The organism is Phreatobacter oligotrophus, assembly GCF_003046185.1.
Taxonomy (GTDB): domain Bacteria; phylum Pseudomonadota; class Alphaproteobacteria; order Rhizobiales; family Phreatobacteraceae; genus Phreatobacter; species Phreatobacter oligotrophus.
On record NZ_PZZL01000003.1, the window covers coordinates 154,900 to 169,611 of the forward strand.

Consider the following 14,712-nt stretch of genomic DNA (forward strand, 5'->3'; position numbering starts at 1 on the left):
GCGCATCGATATATTCGTGTGAGCATAACGAAATGCGCATCCTCGGCTTCACCCGCCGCATCCTGCCCCTGGTCCTGCTGGCCGGTGTCGCAAGCCCGTCCCGGGCACAGGAGACGCGCCCGCTGGTGGTCTTCGCCGCCGCGAGCCTGCAGACCGCCCTCACGGCCATCGCGGCCGACTGGCAGCGCGAGACGGGCAAGCGCGTGACCTTCTCCTTCGCGGCCTCCTCCGCCCTTGCGCGGCAGCTCGACCAGGGCGCCCCGGCGGATCTCTTCGCCTCGGCCGATCTCGACTGGATGGATTTTGCCGAACAGCGCCGCCTCATCCGCGCCGGGACCCGCCGCACCCTGCTCGGCAACAGCCTCGTCCTGGTCGAGCCGGTGAGCGAAACCCCCGTGGCCCTCGCCATCGCCCCTGGCTTTCCGCTGGCCGCGGCCATCGGCGCCTCCCGCCTCGCCACCGGCAATGTCCAGTCTGTCCCGGTCGGGCGCTATGCGCAGGCTGCGCTCACCGCCCTCGGCGTCTGGACGGAGGTCGCCCCGCGCATCGCCGGCGCCGACAATGTCCGCGCGGCGCTGGCCCTCGTGGCGCGCGGCGAGGCGCGCTTCGGCATCGTCTATGCGACCGATGCGAGGACCGAGCCGCGGGTGCGCGTCGTCGGCACGTTTCCCGCCGGCAGCCACCCGCCCATCGCCTATCCGGTCGCCGTGACGGCGGGCTCGACCCATCCGGACGCGGTCGCTTTCCTCGCCTATCTCGCCTCGCCGGCTGCCGTCCGGATCTTCGAGGCTGAAGGCTTCACGGTCCTGCGCTAGACCCACCCCATGTATGCGCTCTCGCTCACCCCCGAGGAATGGACGGCGATCGGCCTGAGCCTGCGCGTCGCGACCGTCGCGACGCTGGCCAGCCTGCCGCTCGGCATCCTCGCCGCCCTGCTGCTGGCGCGCGGGCGCTTTCCGGGAAAGAGCCTCGTGGATGCGCTCGTCCACCTGCCCCTGGTCCTGCCGCCGGTTGTCACCGGCTATGTCCTCCTGGTCCTTTTCGGCCGCCGCGGACCGATCGGGGCCTGGCTGGAATCAACCTTCGGCATCGTCCTCGCCTTCCGCTGGACCGGTGCGGCGCTTGCCTGCGCGGTCATGGGCTTCCCGCTGATGGTGCGCGCCGTGCGCCTGTCCATCGAGGCCATCGACACGCGGCTCGGCGAGGCCGCCGGCACGCTGGGCGCCTCCCCCGCCTGGGTCTTCCTCACCGTCACCCTGCCTTTGGCGCTCCCCGGAATCATTGCGGGGGCCGTGCTGTGCTTTGCCAAGGCGCTCGGCGAGTTCGGCGCGACCATCACCTTCGTCTCGAATATTCCCGGCGAGACCCAGACCCTGCCCTCAGCGATCTACAACGCCACCCAGGTGCCCGGGGGCGATGCCATCGCCTTCCGGCTGTCGATCGTCGCCGTCATCATCGCGCTGGCCGCCCTTGTCGCCTCGGAATGGCTGGCGCGGCGCAGCGGCAACCGTCACGGCGCGCCGGCATGATCCGCTTCGCCTGCCGCCTCACCCGCCCCGGCTTTGCCCTCGACGCCGCCTTCACCGCCGGGCCGGGCGTCACCGCCCTCTTCGGCCCGTCCGGCTCGGGCAAGTCCACGGTGATCCGCCTGCTCGCAGGCCTGGAGCGCCCGGAGGAGGGGCGCATCACCCTCGGCGACACCGTGCTGCTCGACACCGCGCGCCGCAGGACCGTGCCACCGCATCGCCGCCGCATCGGCCTCGTTTTCCAGGACGCGCTGCTCCTGCCCCATCTCTCGGTGAAGGCGAACCTCACCTATGGCCGCTGGTTCACGCCGCGCGGCGAACGGCGCATCGCCTTCGATCCGGTGGTGGAGGTGCTGGGCATCGGCCATTTGCTCGACCGGCGGCCGGCGACCCTGTCGGGAGGCGAACGCCAGCGCGTCGCCATCGGCCGCGCGCTGCTGGCGAGCCCGCGCCTGCTGCTGATGGACGAGCCGCTGGCCTCGCTCGACCAGGCGCGGCGCCAGGAGATCCTGCCCTTCATCGAGCGGCTGCGCGACGCCTTCGCCATCCCCGTGGTCTATGTCAGTCATGCCGTAGAGGAAGTGACGCGGCTCGCCAGTCATGTCGTGCGGCTCGAGGCGGGACGCGTGGTAGCCACCGGGACACCCTCCGAGGTCTTCGCCGCGGGGCTTGACCGGTCCGGTGGCGACCGCTTTGCCCTGCGGTCGGTGCTCACCGCCCGCGTGAAGCAGCGCCTGCCGGATTACGGCATCACCCTGCTCGATCATCCTGCCGGTGAGATCGTCGTGCCCGGCCTGCTGCCCCTCGGGGACGAGGTCGGCGTCGCCATTCGCGCCACCGACGTGGCGCTGGCCCGCGGCCCGGCCGGAGACCTGAGCACCCGCACGGTGCTGGACGGCACCGTCACCCGCGTCGAGGCGGACGCCAGCGGCCCCTTCGCCACCGTGACCGTGACGCTCACCGGCGGTGACGTGATCGTCGCGGCGGTGACGCGGCTCGCGGCCGCGGCGCTGGACCTCGCGCCGGGTGTTCCGATGAAGGCGCTGGTCAAGGCCGGCGCCATCGACGAGAGCGGATTGCCCGGCGCGGTGCCGAAAGCTCAGCCCGGCTGATCCGGCTCGTCCACCAGGTCGGTCTCGAAGGGCGCGAATTCCTCGCGGATCGCGGCGCGCGTGCGCTCCTCGACGCGCCGATAGGCGGCCACCAGGGCCCGTCCGAAATCGGTGAGCTTCGCCCCGCCGCCATGGCTGCCACCGGCGGAGGTGACCACGACGGGACGGCGGAACAGCCGGTTCACCTCGTCGACCAGCAGCCAGGCCCGCCGGTAGCTCATGCCGAGGTCGCGGCCGGCGGCTGAGATGGAACCGGTGCGGCCGATGGCCTCCAACAGGTCGGCCTTGCCCGGCCCGAGCCGCGTCGTGCCGGACAGCACGATTCGTAGGCGGAGTTCCGACCGCGCAAAGCGATCTTCCGTCGGCCGCCGCGGCACATCCGTGTCCTTGTCCGATCCCGGTTCGCCCATCGGCGAGCACTCCCCACGCCCCCGGTCTAGCAAGCCCGCCCCCGGGCGTCACCGATTCCCCGCGCCGACTTGTCCACAGCCCTCCCCCCTTAGGGGGGATCCCGATGCCCCTGCGGCACGGCTTGCGGCCGCCTGCGCCCCGTGGTTGTGATGGCGCTGCTCTGGGTGCCCGCCGCGAGGCGGGTGAAACGGGAATGCGGTGCGGGCCGAAAGGCCCCATGCCGCAGCTGCCCCCGCAACTGTAAGCGACGCCAAGCTCCACGCACCACTGGTCCTCCGGGACTGGGAAGGTTGGAGCCGGTCCCTCACCGGACCAGTCGCGAGCCAGGAGACCGGCCCAGAGTGTCCTTAGACCCCAAACTTCGGCGGTGGGCCGAAGAAGGTGACACATGGTTCGCGACCCTCTCCGGGCAAGGCTTGCCCTTGCCGCCGCTTACGCGGCTTTTTCTGCTGTTTCCACACCTGCTTTCAGCCAGTCTCCGCCACAACCACGCGAGACAGAGCTGCCCTCCGTCGACATCACGGTGACGGCCAACCGCTCGCCGACCGAGATCCAGCGCACCGGCAGCGCCATCACCGTCGTGCCGCGTGAGCAGCTGCAGGCCTCCAATCCCGGCTCGCTGGTCGACGTGCTGCGCACCGTGCCCGGCCTCGACGTGACCGAGACCGGCGGCCCCGGCGCCTCCACCACCGTCCGCCTGCGCGGCGCCAGTTCAGGCCAGACGCTGGTGCTCATCGATGGCGTCCGCGTCGGCGATCCGTCCTCGGCCAGCAGCGAGTTCGACCTGTCGATCCTGTCGCCCGCGCTGATCGACCGGATCGAGGTGCTGCGCGGCCCGCAAAGCGCCCTCTACGGCTCCGACGCCATGGGCGGCGTCATCAACATCATCACCAAGCGCGGCCTTGGGCCCACCGGCGCCTTCGCCCAGATCGAGGGCGGCAGCTACGGCACCGGCGCCGTCTCCGGCGGCATCCACGGGTCGCAGGGCCCCTGGAGCTACGCCGCCTCCGGCTCCTTCGCGCGCTCCGACGGCTTCTCCCGCTACGGCTATCGCATCAGCCGCTTCGACCCCGCGGTCACCGCGGGCTACGATGCCGACGGCTACGACCGCTACAGCGGCTACGGCCGGTTCGGCTACGATCCCGGCACCGGTTTCCGCTTCGAGGCGGGCGTGATGGCGAGCGCCACCCGCTCCGAATATGACGCCGCCTCCGGCAAGTATCCCGATACGCCGAACGTCGCCTTCCGCCGCTTCTACCAGATCTACGGCCGTGGCTCGTGGGACACGCTGGACGGCGCGCTGACCCACGCCATCACCACCTTCTTCGCGCGGTCCGAGCGCATCTTCCGCGAGGTGCGCTACGGGTCAAACCAGACGCCGGCGCAGACCACCTCGACGCTCTCCGAATATTACGGCCAGCGCGTCGGCGCCGAGTACCAGGGCGACCTGCGTCTGGGTCTCGCCGGACGCGTCACGTTCGGCGCCCGGCTGGAGCGCGAGACGGCGGAGACCTTCTCGGAACGCTACCTGCCGACGCCGATCGCCCGCGCCTCGACGCTGGAGGCCGGACAGAACACCCGCGCCCTCTTCGCCCTGTGGCAATTGCCGCTCGGCGAGCGGCTGGACCTGTCCATCGGCGGCCGCATCGACGACGTGGTCGGCGTGGCGCGCTTCGCCACCTGGCGCGGCACGCTGGCCTATCGCATCACCGAGACCGGAACGAAGCTGCGCGCCAGCGCCGGCACGGGCGGCAAGGCGCCGACCCTGTTCCAGCTCTACGCGCCGATCTACGGTAATCCGAACCTCCAGGCCGAGACCAGCCTCGGCTTCGACGCCGGCATCGACCAGTCCATCCTCGGCGGCCGCGGCACCCTGTCGGTCACCGCCTTCACCAACCGCTTCTCGAACCTGATCGAGTACAACGCGCTGACCAGCAGCTATTTCAACGTGGCGCGGGCCGAGACCCGCGGCGTCGAGATGGCGGCAAGCTTCGTGCTCTGGCCGGATGTCGTGAGGATGCGGGCCGGCTGGACCTATCTCGAGGCCAAGGATCTTACCACGGGCCTCACCCTCGCCCGCCGTCCGCGCAATGTCGGCACCCTCGGCTTCGTGGTGACGCCGACGCCGGCCTGGAGCATCGAGCCCTCCATGACCTACGTCTCGCAGCGCTATTCCGGCAGCGGCGAGACCCTGCGCCTCAACCCCTACATGCGGTTTGACCTGAGGACCTCCTACCAGATCGACAAGACCTGGACCGCCTTTGCGCGGGTCGAGAACCTCACCAATGTCCGCTATGAGGAGGTCTACAACTACGGCACGGCCGGCCGCTCCTTCTATGCCGGCCTGAGGGCGAACTGGTGAGTGACGCGGCGACGATGACGGGCCTGGCGCGGCGGGGACTGGTCCCCGGCCTTGCCCTCCTCGTCGCGGTCCTCGCCATTGCCTCCCTCGCGGCGGGGCCGGTGCGCCTCAGCCCCTCCGACATCGTCGCGGCCCTTCTTGGCCGCGGCGACGAGGCCATCCGCACCATCGTCACCGAGATCCGGCTGCCGCGGGCGATCCTTGCGGTGGCCATCGGCGGCATCCTCGGATTGTCGGGGGCGGCGATGCAGGGCCTCCTGCGCAATCCGCTGGCCGCGCCCTCCCTCTTCGGCGCGCCGCAATCGGCAGCCTTCGCGGCGGTCGCCACCATCTCGCTCGGGCTCAACGACGCCCTGTCCTGGGGCCTGCCGGTCGCGGCCATTGCCGGCGCCTTCCTGTCGGTCTTCGTGCTGGTGGCGGTGGCTGGCCGCAATGCCAGCCTGCTGCTCCTCATCCTCTCGGGCCTTGCCATATCGAGCCTCGCCGGCGCCGGCACGGCGCTCGCGATGAATCTCGCGCCCAACCCCTTTGCCGCGCTCGAGATCGCCTTCTGGCTGCTTGGCTCGCTGGAGGACCGCTCGATGCGCCACGTGGCGCTGGCGCTCCCCTTCATCATTCCCGCCGCCCTCATTCTCTATCTGCAGCGCGGCGCCTTCCGGGCGCTGGCGCTCGGCGAGGAGGCGGCGGAGAGCCTCGGCGTCGGGGTCGCCCGCCTGCGCCTCGTCGTCATCACCGGCGTGGCGCTCGGCGTGGGGGCTGCCGTCTCGGTCGCCGGCACCATCGCCTTCATCGGGCTCGTCGCGCCGCACCTGATGCGGCCGCTGGTCGGCTACGACCCGGCGCGCGTCCTCGTGCCGAGCGCCCTGACCGGCGCGGCGCTGCTGCTCGCCGCCGACATCGCCGTGCGGATCATCCCGGCCACCACCAACATCAAGGTCGGCGTGCTGACCGCCATCATCGGCGTCCCCTTCTTCCTCTGGCTCATCGTGAGGGAGCGGCGCAGCCTTGCCGGCGGCGTGGCATGAGCGAGGCCGCCCATCTCCTGCTCGCCGAGGGCGTCGGCGTCGCCTATGGCGGTTGCCCGGTGGTCACCGAGGCCGCTTTCGGGCTCGATGCCGGCCGGCTGGTCGCGCTGGTCGGACCGAACGGGGCGGGCAAGACGACCCTGCTCAGGGCCCTCGGCGGCCTCACGCCGTCGACCGGGCGCATCACCGTCGCCGGCACAGATCTCTTGAAGCTGCCGCCGCGCGAGCGGGCCCGCCGCATCGCCTTCCTGCCGCAGGGCCATGTGGTGCACTGGCCGCTCAGCGCACGCGATGTCGTGGCGCTCGGGCGCTACCCGCATGGCCTTGCCGATCCCGCGCGCATGGGCGCGCGCGATGCCGCCATCGTCGACGCGGCCCTCGCCCGCACCGATGCCAGCGCCTTTGCCGGGCGCCAGGTGACGACGCTCTCGGGCGGCGAACGCGCCCGCGTCATGCTCGCACGCGTCCTCGCGGTGGAGGCGCCGATCCTGCTCGCGGACGAACCGACCGCCGCCCTCGATCCGCGCCACCAGATCGGCATCATGGCGGCGCTGCGCGAGGAGGCCCGGCGCGGCGCCCTCGTCATCGCCGTCACCCACGACCTTGGCCTCGCCGCGCGCATGGCCGACGAGGTCATGGTCATCGATCGCGGCCGCATCGTCGCGCGTGGCGCGCCGCGCACCGTGCTGACGCCGCAGCTGATGCGGGAGGTCTATGGCGTCGATGCGCTGGTGACCGAGCACGCGGGCGAGCCGGTCATCGTGCCCTGGACCGCTCCATGACCCGGCCCGGTGGCGAGCCCCCGCAAAGCGGCGGCGAGGCGATCACGGCCCGAGTCCTCCGCTGGCAGGCCAAAGCGCAGCAGCCTATCGTCCCAGTCGAAGCGCCTGACCCAAATCCGTGCCGCAGCGAGGCCCTCGTGGATCCGGCGGGCTTCGGGATGGCGCACGAGGCGGTAGAGATCGGTCCCACCGGCTGGCGCGAAACCGGCTTCCGCCAGCACGGCATCGAGGGAACTCGCCTCTTCCCGCAGCCTGATCCGCATGGTCTCGGCCCAGCGCTCGTCGCCGAGCGCCGCGGCGCCGATGGCGAGGGCGGGCCCTGCAACGGCCCATGGCCCGAGGGCCCAGGCGATCGCCTCGGCGATGACCGGCGGGGCCACGGCGAAGCCGAGCCGGACCCCGGCCAGGCCGAAGAACTTGCCGAAGGATCTGAGCACCACCACCGGCGCCTCGCGGCACAGGCTGGCGGCCGTCGCCTCGGGCCTGAGGTCGAGGAAGGATTCGTCGACGACGAGCCAGCCCCCGCGCGCACCGACATCCCGCGCCGCCGCGGCGAGATGGGCGGGATCGCTCCAGCGCCCGTCGGGATTGTTCGGGTTCACGACCACGACATGACGAACATCGTCGGGGATCGCCGTGAAATCACCGATCGTCTGCACCTTCGCTCGGACCCGCTGCCACGACAGCGCATGTTCGCCATAGGTCGGCCCGACCACCGCGACATCGCCGGCCGGCGCGAGCACCGGCAGCCACTGGATCAGCGCCTGCGTGCCCGGAGCAGCGACGAGGCCGACGCCCTCCGGCACGCGATAGGCGCGGCGCGCGGCATCATTGAGCCGGCTGAGCGACCCCTCGTCGGGGAGCGCGGTCCAGGCCTCGGCCGGCAGGTCCGGCAGCGGGAAGGCGTGCGGATTGATGCCGGTCGACAGGTCCAGCCAGTCGCCGCGCGTGCCCCCGTGGAGGGCCATGGCCGTGGTGAGGTCGCCGCCGTGCTGCATGGCCCGTCCCTGCCATGGCGCCGCCGCCTTGGCCAGTCGCTCGCCGGCATCGCCGCCCTGCTGGCCGTCACCAACACGGCCATGGCCGAGCCCTCGGCCCGCATCGCCTCCATCAACATGTGCACCGACCAGTTGCTGGTCGATCTCGCGCGGCCCGACCAGATCGTGGGCCTCAGCCCCTTCGCCCATGATGGCTGGCGCTCGTGGGCCGCCGCGCGGGCGAGGGCCTACCCGGCGCTCTCCGGCACGGCGGAGGAGATCATCGTCCTGAAGCCGGACCTTGTCCTGGCCGGCCGCTTCACCCGCCAGGCGACGCGCGCCTTCATTCGCGAGCGCGGCATCGCCATGGAGGAGTTCGACGTGGTGCGCACGGTCGCCGACGCGCGGCGGCAGATCCTCCGCGTCGCCGCCATCGTCGGCGCGGAAGCGGCGGGCGAGGCCCGGGCTGCCGCCCTCGACACCGCCATGGAGCGGTTGCGGGCAGCGGCGAAGGGACAGCCTTTGCGCATCCTGCCCCTGGCCCGGCGCGGCTGGGTCGCCGGACAGGACAGCGTCATCACCGACCTCCTGAGGACTGCGGGGCTGGTCAATGTCGCCGGCGAGGCGGGGCTGCGCGGCGGCGGTTTCCTCTCGGTGGAGGAGATCGTCATGCTGAGGCCCGACGCCATCCTCATCAGCCGCGACGCCGACCGCGCCGAGGACCAGGGCCAGGCCATGCTGGTCCATCCCGCCATCGCCGACCGTTTCCCTGCGGAGCGCCGCATCGTCCTGCCCGAGGCGCTCACCGTCTGCGGCGGGCCCATGCTGGTCGAGGCCATCGACAGGCTGGCGGCGCAGATCGCCGCGCTGACGCCGCGCCGTGCTTCTGCACCCTGACGCCCTTCTCATCCTGCTCGTCGCCCTCGCCATCGACGCAGCGGTCGGCGATCCGGACGCGATCTGGCGGCGTGTTCCCCATCCCGTCGCCTGGATGGGCGCGCTCATCGCAAGGCTCGACCGGAGCTGGAATCGGCCGGAACGAGTGGCGGCCCGGCGCAAGGCGGCCGGCATCGCCGCTCTCGTGGTGATCCTCGCGTTGTCGATCCTCGCAGGAGCCCTGGTCGAGGCGGCCTTGCGCGCCCTGCCCTGGCCCATGGTCAGCATCGGCCTCGTAGCTTCCGTGCTTCTCGCCCAGAACAGCCTCTATGCTCATGTGGCGCGGGTGGCCGCGGCCTTTTCGGCGGGCGGTATCGCAGAGGCGCGCCGGGCCGTGTCGATGATCGTCGGCCGCGACCCCGAAAGCCTCGACGAGGCCGGCATCTGCCGGGCGGCCATCGAGACGACGGCCGAGAATTTCTCGGACGGCGTCGTGGCCCCGGCCTTCTGGTTCGCGCTGTTCGGCCTGCCTGGCCTTGCCGCCTACAAGGCCGTCAACACTGCCGATTCCATGATCGGCCATCTCTCCGACCGTCACCGCGACTTCGGCTGGGCCTCCGCCCGCTGCGACGACCTCCTCAACCTCGCACCCGCGCGCCTTGCAGGTCTCCTCATCGCGCTGGCCGCGCCGCTGGCGGCCGGCTCCCCGGCCAAAGCCCTCGGCGTGATGATCCGCGATGCGCGCCTGCACCGCTCGCCCAATGCCGGCTGGCCCGAAGCCGCCATGGCGGGAGCGCTCGGCCTCGCCCTCGCCGGACCACGGCGCTACGGCAGGCGGCTCGTCGACGATCCGTTCCTCCATGCCGAAGGTCGGCGCGCGGCGACGCCGCAGGATATCCGGCGCGCCCTGCGCGTCATGGCGGGAGCCTGCCTCGGGCTCGTCGGCCTTGTCGCGGCGATCGCCCTGTTCTTGTCCTGAGCCGGCTCAGCGACTCCGCGCCACGGCGATGAGGGCTTCGATGTCGCAATGGGCCTCGCAATGGTCGGCCAGCGCATCAAGGGTCGCCTCGACCGTCGCCTCGTAGGCCAGATCGCTCGCCCGCCCGAAATTCCTGAGATAGGCATTGCGGAACCGGTCGTCGGCAAAGAGCCCGTGGACGTAGCAGCCCTCCACCAGCCCGTCGGCGCTGATCGCGCCGTCGCAGCGGCCGTCGATATGGAGGATGGGCCGCATGCAGTCCGGCCCGGTCGTCCGGCCGAGATGGATCTCATAGCCCTCCACCCGCTCGCCGCTCGCCAGATGGACGCCGCTCACCGGCCTCACCGTCTTGTCGGGCGTCAGCACCGTATGGATGTCGAGATGGCCGAGCCCCTGCGCCGAACCGCGCGGCCCCTCCAGCCCCTCGGGGTCGGCGATGGACCGGCCGAGCATCTGGTAGCCGCCGCAAATGCCGAGCACCCGTCCGCCGCGGCGCAGATGGGCGGCGAGATCGATGTCCCAGCCGACGGCGCGCAAGCCGGCGAGGTCGCCGATCGTCGACTTGGACCCCGGCAGGATGACGAGGGACGCCTCCGCCGGCAGCGGCTCGCCGGGCGCCACGAAGCGCAAGTCGACCTCCGGCTCCTGGGCCAGCGGGTCGAGATCGTCGAAATTGGCGATGCGGGAGAGGATCGGCACGGCGACCACCAGCCGCCCCCGGTCGCCCTTCGGACGCGCGAGGTCGAGCGCGTCTTCCGCCGGCAGGCGATGCGCCTCGGCGAACCATGGCACGACGCCCATGGAGTGCCAGCCGGTCCGCTCCGTGATGGCGGTGAGGCCGCCATCGAACAGCGAGACCTCGCCGCGGAACTTGTTGATGAGGAAACCCCTCACGAGCGCACGTTCCTCCGGCGCGATCACCGCATGGGTGCCGACGAGGCTGGCGATCACGCCACCCCGGTCGATGTCGCCGACGAGGACGACCGGCACATCCGCGGCCAGCGCGAAACCCATATTGGCGATGTCGCCGGCCCGCAGGTTGATCTCGGCCGGACTGCCGGCGCCCTCGACGAGGACGATGTCGGCTTCGGCCTCGAGATGGGCGAAGCTTTCCATCACCTTCGGCATGAGCTCGCCCTTGCGGGCCCCGAAGCTCCTGGCCTCAAGCGTCCCGGCGCGACGGCCCTGGACGATGACCTGCGCGCCCTTGTCGGTTTCCGGCTTGAGCAGCACCGGATTCATGTGCACCGACGGGGCGACGCCGGCCGCGCGCGCCTGAAGCGCCTGGGCACGCCCGATCTCGCCGCCATCGACGGTGACGGCGGCATTGTTCGACATGTTCTGCGGCTTGAAGGGCCGCACCGCGAAGCCGCGCCGGTGCAGGGCCCGGGCGAGACCCGCGACGAGGGTGGATTTCCCAACATTGGAGCCGGTGCCCTGCAGCATCAGGGCGGGCGTGCGACGGGTCAAAACTCGATGCCCTTCTGCGCTTTGACGCCGTCGCGGAACGGGTGCTTCACCAGGGTCATCTCGGTGACGAGGTCCGCCATGGTGACGAGCTCGGCCGGCGCGTTGCGTCCGGTGATGACGACATGCTTGCCCGGCGGCGTCTCGGCCTTGAGGAAATCGACGACCTCCTCGACGGGCAGGTAGCCGTAGCGCAACACGATGTTCAGCTCATCCAGCAGCACCATGGCGTGGCGGTCGTCGCGGATGAATTCCTTCGACAGCTCCCAGGCCGCACGGGCCGAGGCGATATCGGCGGCGCGGTCCTGCGTGTCCCAGGTGAAGCCGTCGCCCATGATGGCGAGGGTGCAGAGGTCGGGAAAGCGGCGCAGCAGCAGCGCTTCGCCGGTGACGAAGGACTCGGCCTTGGTGAACTGCACCACCGCGACGGGCATGCCGTGGCCGATATGGCGGAAGACCATGCCGAGCGCGGCGGAGGTCTTTCCCTTGCCGGTGCCGGTATGGACGATGAGCAGGCCCTTCTCGACCGTCTTGGTGGCCATCATGCGGGCGCGGGCCACCTGCACCTTCTTCATCTTCTCGGCATGGCGAGCATCGGCGACGGCATCGGCGCTGGACGTATCGGTCATGGACGTATCGGTCATGGAAAACATCTTTCGGAAATGACGTGTCAGGCAGGTTTCAGGGTGAGGGGCAGGCCGGCGGCGACGAAAACAACGCGGTCCGCCCTGGCGGCGATGGCCTGGTTGAGCCGGCCCTGGGCATCGCGGAAGGCGCGGCCGAGGGGAGTCTCCGGCACGAGGCCGAGCCCGACCTCGTTGGAGACGAGGACGACGGGCGCCGCTGCCCCGCCGAGGGCGGTCACCAGCGCTTCCTGCGCGTCGGCCGGATCGCGACCGGCGAGCATGACATTGGAGAGCCACAGGGTCAGGCAGTCGACGAGCAGGGAGCGGCCCGGGCGGGCTTCGCGCCCGATGGCGCCGGCCAGGTCCAGCGGCTCCTCCACCGTGGTCCAGCCGCGCCCCTGCCGGTCGGCGCGGTGGCGGGCGATGCGCTCCGCCATTTCCTCGTCATGGGCTTCCGCCGTGGCGATGTAGACGGGCTCGCCGCCGGCTCCCAGCGCGAGGCGCTCGGCATGGGCGGATTTTCCGGATCGCGCGCCGCCGAGGACGAGCGTCACGAGGCCGGTCGGAGGGAATGGAGGTGACACGAATCCTGTCCCGGCGCACGGCGCCAGAAGGCCAGCCCTGACGGTCGAGACCTGGCATTCGGCCTCGCCAGCGCGCCGCCCGTGCTCCCCGCCGGGCTGCGTCCATCAGCAGCGTTCCCGAGCAGCCGGTCTCCTGGCTCGCGACTCCAGCGCCCCATCGGCCTTCCCGGCCTCTCGGCCAGTGGCTGTCGACGGGGCTCGTCGCCTACAGTTGCGGGGGCAGCCGCGGCTTCGGGCGAACCCCCACCGCATTCCCGTTTCACCCGCCGCGGCGGGCACTGCTCGTGGGGCCAAGGTTGCACAACCCAAGGGGGCGCTCAACGTCGCCTGCCGCACATGGTGAACGCATCGGCGTTGATCGGCAGGGCCCCTTCCGCTAGTGCGGTGCGACCGATAAGGCTGATCCAACCGATGAACCTTCCGCCGCTCATTCAGGCCTTCGTGCTCCATTTCGGCGAGATGGGCTCGCGCTGGGGCATCAACCGCACCGTCGGCCAGGTCTATGCGGTGTTCTTCCTCGCCGACCGGCCGCTCTGCGCCGACGATCTCGTCGATGCCCTGGGCGTGGCGCGCTCCAACGTCGCCATGGCCCTGAAGGAATTGCAGAGCTGGGAGCTCATCCGGCTGAAGCATGTGCCCGGCGAGCGCCGCGACTTCTACGTCACGCTCGACGATGTCTGGGCCATCGTCCGCAAGCTGGTCGAGCAGAGGAAGCGCCGCGAGATCGACCCGACCATGACGGTCCTGCGCGAATTGCTGATGGAGCAGCCGGGGTCGGAGGCCGAGCGCTACGCCCAGGGGCGGATGCAGGCCATGCATGAGGCCATCGACCTGCTCACCACCTGGTACGACGACGTCGAGCGGCTGGAGACCGAGCGGTTGATCCAGCTCCTCAGCCTCGGCTCGCGCATCGTCAAGGCGCTGGACTGGAAGGACAAGCTCTTCCCCGGCAAGGGCCGCCGGGGCAAGGGCGAGCCCGATCAGTCGTAGCGCAGCTCGCCGGCCTTGCCGCGGAACACCCAGTAGGCGAAGGCCGAATAGGCGATGATGACCGGCACGACGATGAGCGCGCCGAAGAGGATGATCGCGAGGCTCTCGGGCGCAGCCGCCGCCGCATAGATGGTGAGCCTGTCCGGGACGATGAACGGATAGAAGGAATAGGCGAGGCCGAAGAAGGCCAGCACCATGATGCCGGCGGAGCCTGCGAAGGGCACCCAGCGGAACCGGTCGCGCGAATCCGGCAGATGCGAGAGGGCGATGAAGACCGCCACGGCGAGGAGGCCGGCGGTGATCGGCAGCGGCGACAGGAAGAGGATCTCCGGCAGCGAGAACCACTTGGTGAAGATGCGCGGCGAGACGAGCGGCGTCGCCACCGAGATGGCGAGGAAGCCGATCATGGTGACCACCAGCGCCAGCCGCGCCCGCTTCACCGCATAGCGCTGCAAATCGCCCTCGGTCTTGATGATGAGCCAGGCCGCGCCCATCAGCGCATAGCCGGCGGCGACGCAGACCGCCGTCAGCAGCCCAAAGGAGACGGTGGGCAGCGTGCTCTCGAGCCCGGTCACATAGAGGCCGAGCATGTAGCCCTGGGTCAGCGCGGTGAGCAGCGAGCCGCCGAAGAAGGCGCGGTCCCACAGCGGCTTCCACGAGGCCTCCGCCTTGGCGCGGAACTCGAAGGCGACGCCGCGCAGGATCAGCGCCACCAGCATCAGCGCCACCGGCAGGTAGAGCGCGGTGAGGATCATGCCGTGGGCGATGGGGAAGGCGACGAGCAGCAGGCCGATGGCCAGCACCAGCCAGGTCTCGTTGGCGTCCCAGAAGGGGCCGATCGAGGCGACCATGCGGTCGCGCTCCGCGCCGCTGGCGCCGGGAAAGAGGATGCCCACCCCGAGATCGAAGCCGTCGAGGACGACATAGATCAGGATCGACAGGCCCATCAGGGCGGCGAAGGCGAGCGGCAGCCAGACGGCGGGATCGTTGAACAT

The 14,712-nt window shown here is 71.0% G+C and carries 15 protein-coding genes and 2 riboswitches; of the genes, 9 read left to right on the forward strand and 6 right to left on the reverse strand.

The features are described from left to right. The first annotated feature begins 32 nt into the window (after nt 1–32). The 3 genes from modA to modC are packed head-to-tail and all read left to right on the forward strand — an operon-like array spanning nt 33 to nt 2,638. The gene (gene modA, locus C8P69_RS07925; RefSeq protein ID WP_108175853.1) at nt 33–815 is read left to right on the forward strand and encodes a molybdate ABC transporter substrate-binding protein; all 783 of its coding nucleotides are present in this window, start codon (nt 33–35) and stop codon (nt 813–815) included. A gap of 9 nt (nt 816–824) precedes the next feature. Continuing rightward, nucleotides 825–1,529 carry a molybdate ABC transporter permease subunit gene (gene modB / locus C8P69_RS07930; RefSeq protein WP_108175855.1) on the forward strand — a complete coding sequence of 235 codons (705 nt, stop codon included), beginning with the start codon at nt 825–827 and terminating at the stop codon, nt 1,527–1,529. Next, complete coding sequence (gene modC / locus C8P69_RS07935) at nt 1,526–2,638, forward strand: molybdenum ABC transporter ATP-binding protein (RefSeq protein ID WP_108175857.1); 1,113 nt, start codon at nt 1,526–1,528, stop codon at nt 2,636–2,638. The genes modB and modC overlap by 4 nt, the downstream gene beginning before the upstream one ends. On the opposite strand, the gene C8P69_RS07940 is transcribed toward modC, so the two are convergent. Then, nucleotides 2,626–3,048: a winged helix-turn-helix domain-containing protein gene (locus C8P69_RS07940; RefSeq protein WP_108175859.1), complete on the reverse strand. Its 423-nt coding sequence runs from the start codon at nt 3,046–3,048 to the stop codon at nt 2,626–2,628. The genes modC and C8P69_RS07940 overlap by 13 nt on opposite strands. A 146-nt stretch (nt 3,049–3,194) precedes the next feature. After that, a riboswitch (cobalamin riboswitch) is annotated at nt 3,195–3,403 on the forward strand. 169 nt (nt 3,404–3,572) lie between these two features. On the opposite strand from C8P69_RS07940, the gene C8P69_RS07945 reads away from it, so the two are divergent. Genes C8P69_RS07945 through C8P69_RS07955 form a run of 3 tightly spaced genes read left to right on the forward strand, consistent with a single transcriptional unit; the run spans nt 3,573 to nt 7,218 of the window. Beyond that, nucleotides 3,573–5,411, forward strand: a complete 1,839-nt coding sequence (locus tag C8P69_RS07945; protein WP_170118170.1) for a TonB-dependent receptor plug domain-containing protein — start codon at nt 3,573–3,575, stop codon at nt 5,409–5,411. A gap of 14 nt (nt 5,412–5,425) precedes the next feature. After that, nucleotides 5,426–6,436: a FecCD family ABC transporter permease gene (locus tag C8P69_RS07950; protein ID WP_108175863.1), complete on the forward strand. Its 1,011-nt coding sequence runs from the start codon at nt 5,426–5,428 to the stop codon at nt 6,434–6,436. Then, nucleotides 6,433–7,218 carry an ABC transporter ATP-binding protein gene (locus C8P69_RS07955; RefSeq protein ID WP_108175864.1) on the forward strand — a complete coding sequence of 262 codons (786 nt, stop codon included), beginning with the start codon at nt 6,433–6,435 and terminating at the stop codon, nt 7,216–7,218. The genes C8P69_RS07950 and C8P69_RS07955 overlap by 4 nt, the downstream gene beginning before the upstream one ends. Here the strand turns inward: C8P69_RS07955 and cobD are convergent. Next, nucleotides 7,149–8,216, reverse strand: a complete 1,068-nt coding sequence (gene cobD / locus C8P69_RS07960; RefSeq protein WP_108175866.1) for a threonine-phosphate decarboxylase CobD — start codon at nt 8,214–8,216, stop codon at nt 7,149–7,151. The two genes, C8P69_RS07955 and cobD, sit on opposite strands and share 70 nt — an antisense overlap. Here cobD and C8P69_RS07965 point away from each other — a divergent pair. Then, nucleotides 8,208–9,092, forward strand: coding sequence for an ABC transporter substrate-binding protein (locus C8P69_RS07965; protein WP_245901930.1), 885 nt, complete (start codon nt 8,208–8,210; stop codon nt 9,090–9,092). The genes cobD and C8P69_RS07965 overlap by 9 nt on opposite strands. Beyond that, nucleotides 9,076–10,050, forward strand: coding sequence for an adenosylcobinamide-phosphate synthase CbiB (gene cbiB / locus C8P69_RS07970; protein WP_108175868.1), 975 nt, complete (start codon nt 9,076–9,078; stop codon nt 10,048–10,050). Before C8P69_RS07965 ends, cbiB begins: the two co-directional genes overlap by 17 nt. Nucleotides 10,051–10,056: 6 nt before the next feature. On the opposite strand, the gene C8P69_RS07975 is transcribed toward cbiB, so the two are convergent. Genes C8P69_RS07975 through cobU form a run of 3 tightly spaced genes read right to left on the reverse strand, consistent with a single transcriptional unit; the run spans nt 10,057 to nt 12,727 of the window. Continuing rightward, nucleotides 10,057–11,496, reverse strand: a complete 1,440-nt coding sequence (locus tag C8P69_RS07975) for a cobyric acid synthase (RefSeq protein WP_108175870.1) — start codon at nt 11,494–11,496, stop codon at nt 10,057–10,059. A 20-nt stretch (nt 11,497–11,516) separates the two neighbouring features. Continuing rightward, entirely contained in the window at nt 11,517–12,146 is a 630-nt protein-coding gene (cobO, locus tag C8P69_RS07980) for a cob(I)yrinic acid a,c-diamide adenosyltransferase (RefSeq protein WP_108175872.1), read from the reverse strand. A 41-nt stretch (nt 12,147–12,187) separates the two neighbouring features. Then, entirely contained in the window at nt 12,188–12,727 is a 540-nt protein-coding gene (cobU, locus tag C8P69_RS07985) for a bifunctional adenosylcobinamide kinase/adenosylcobinamide-phosphate guanylyltransferase (RefSeq protein ID WP_108175874.1), read from the reverse strand. 106 nt (nt 12,728–12,833) lie between these two features. Beyond that, nucleotides 12,834–13,025, reverse strand: a riboswitch (cobalamin riboswitch). Nucleotides 13,026–13,138: 113 nt separating this feature from the next. Here cobU and C8P69_RS07990 point away from each other — a divergent pair. Beyond that, the gene (locus tag C8P69_RS07990) at nt 13,139–13,717 is read left to right on the forward strand and encodes a GbsR/MarR family transcriptional regulator (protein WP_108175876.1); all 579 of its coding nucleotides are present in this window, start codon (nt 13,139–13,141) and stop codon (nt 13,715–13,717) included. Here C8P69_RS07990 and C8P69_RS07995 read toward each other — a convergent pair. After that, a complete protein-coding gene (locus C8P69_RS07995) occupies nt 13,708–14,712 on the reverse strand; it encodes a cytochrome d ubiquinol oxidase subunit II (RefSeq protein WP_108175879.1) in 1,005 nt (334 codons plus the stop codon). The two genes, C8P69_RS07990 and C8P69_RS07995, sit on opposite strands and share 10 nt — an antisense overlap.

What these genes read in the sequence shown, in the direction of transcription:
- C8P69_RS07995 (WP_108175879.1), bottom strand. Translation starts at nt 14,712, where the DNA reads ATGTTCAACGATCCCGCCGTCTGGCTGCCGCTCGCCTTCGCCGCCCTG.
- modC (WP_108175857.1), top strand. Translation starts at nt 1,526, where the DNA reads ATGATCCGCTTCGCCTGCCGCCTCACCCGCCCCGGCTTTGCCCTCGAC.
- cobO (WP_108175872.1), bottom strand. Translation starts at nt 12,146, where the DNA reads ATGACCGATACGTCCAGCGCCGATGCCGTCGCCGATGCTCGCCATGCC.
- modA (WP_108175853.1), top strand. Translation starts at nt 33, where the DNA reads ATGCGCATCCTCGGCTTCACCCGCCGCATCCTGCCCCTGGTCCTGCTG.
- C8P69_RS07950 (WP_108175863.1), top strand. Translation starts at nt 5,426, where the DNA reads ATGACGGGCCTGGCGCGGCGGGGACTGGTCCCCGGCCTTGCCCTCCTC.
- modB (WP_108175855.1), top strand. Translation starts at nt 825, where the DNA reads ATGTATGCGCTCTCGCTCACCCCCGAGGAATGGACGGCGATCGGCCTG.
- cobD (WP_108175866.1), bottom strand. Translation starts at nt 8,216, where the DNA reads ATGCAGCACGGCGGCGACCTCACCACGGCCATGGCCCTCCACGGGGGC.
- C8P69_RS07990 (WP_108175876.1), top strand. Translation starts at nt 13,139, where the DNA reads ATGAACCTTCCGCCGCTCATTCAGGCCTTCGTGCTCCATTTCGGCGAG.
- C8P69_RS07955 (WP_108175864.1), top strand. Translation starts at nt 6,433, where the DNA reads ATGAGCGAGGCCGCCCATCTCCTGCTCGCCGAGGGCGTCGGCGTCGCC.
- C8P69_RS07940 (WP_108175859.1), bottom strand. Translation starts at nt 3,048, where the DNA reads ATGGGCGAACCGGGATCGGACAAGGACACGGATGTGCCGCGGCGGCCG.
- C8P69_RS07975 (WP_108175870.1), bottom strand. Translation starts at nt 11,496, where the DNA reads ATGCTGCAGGGCACCGGCTCCAATGTTGGGAAATCCACCCTCGTCGCG.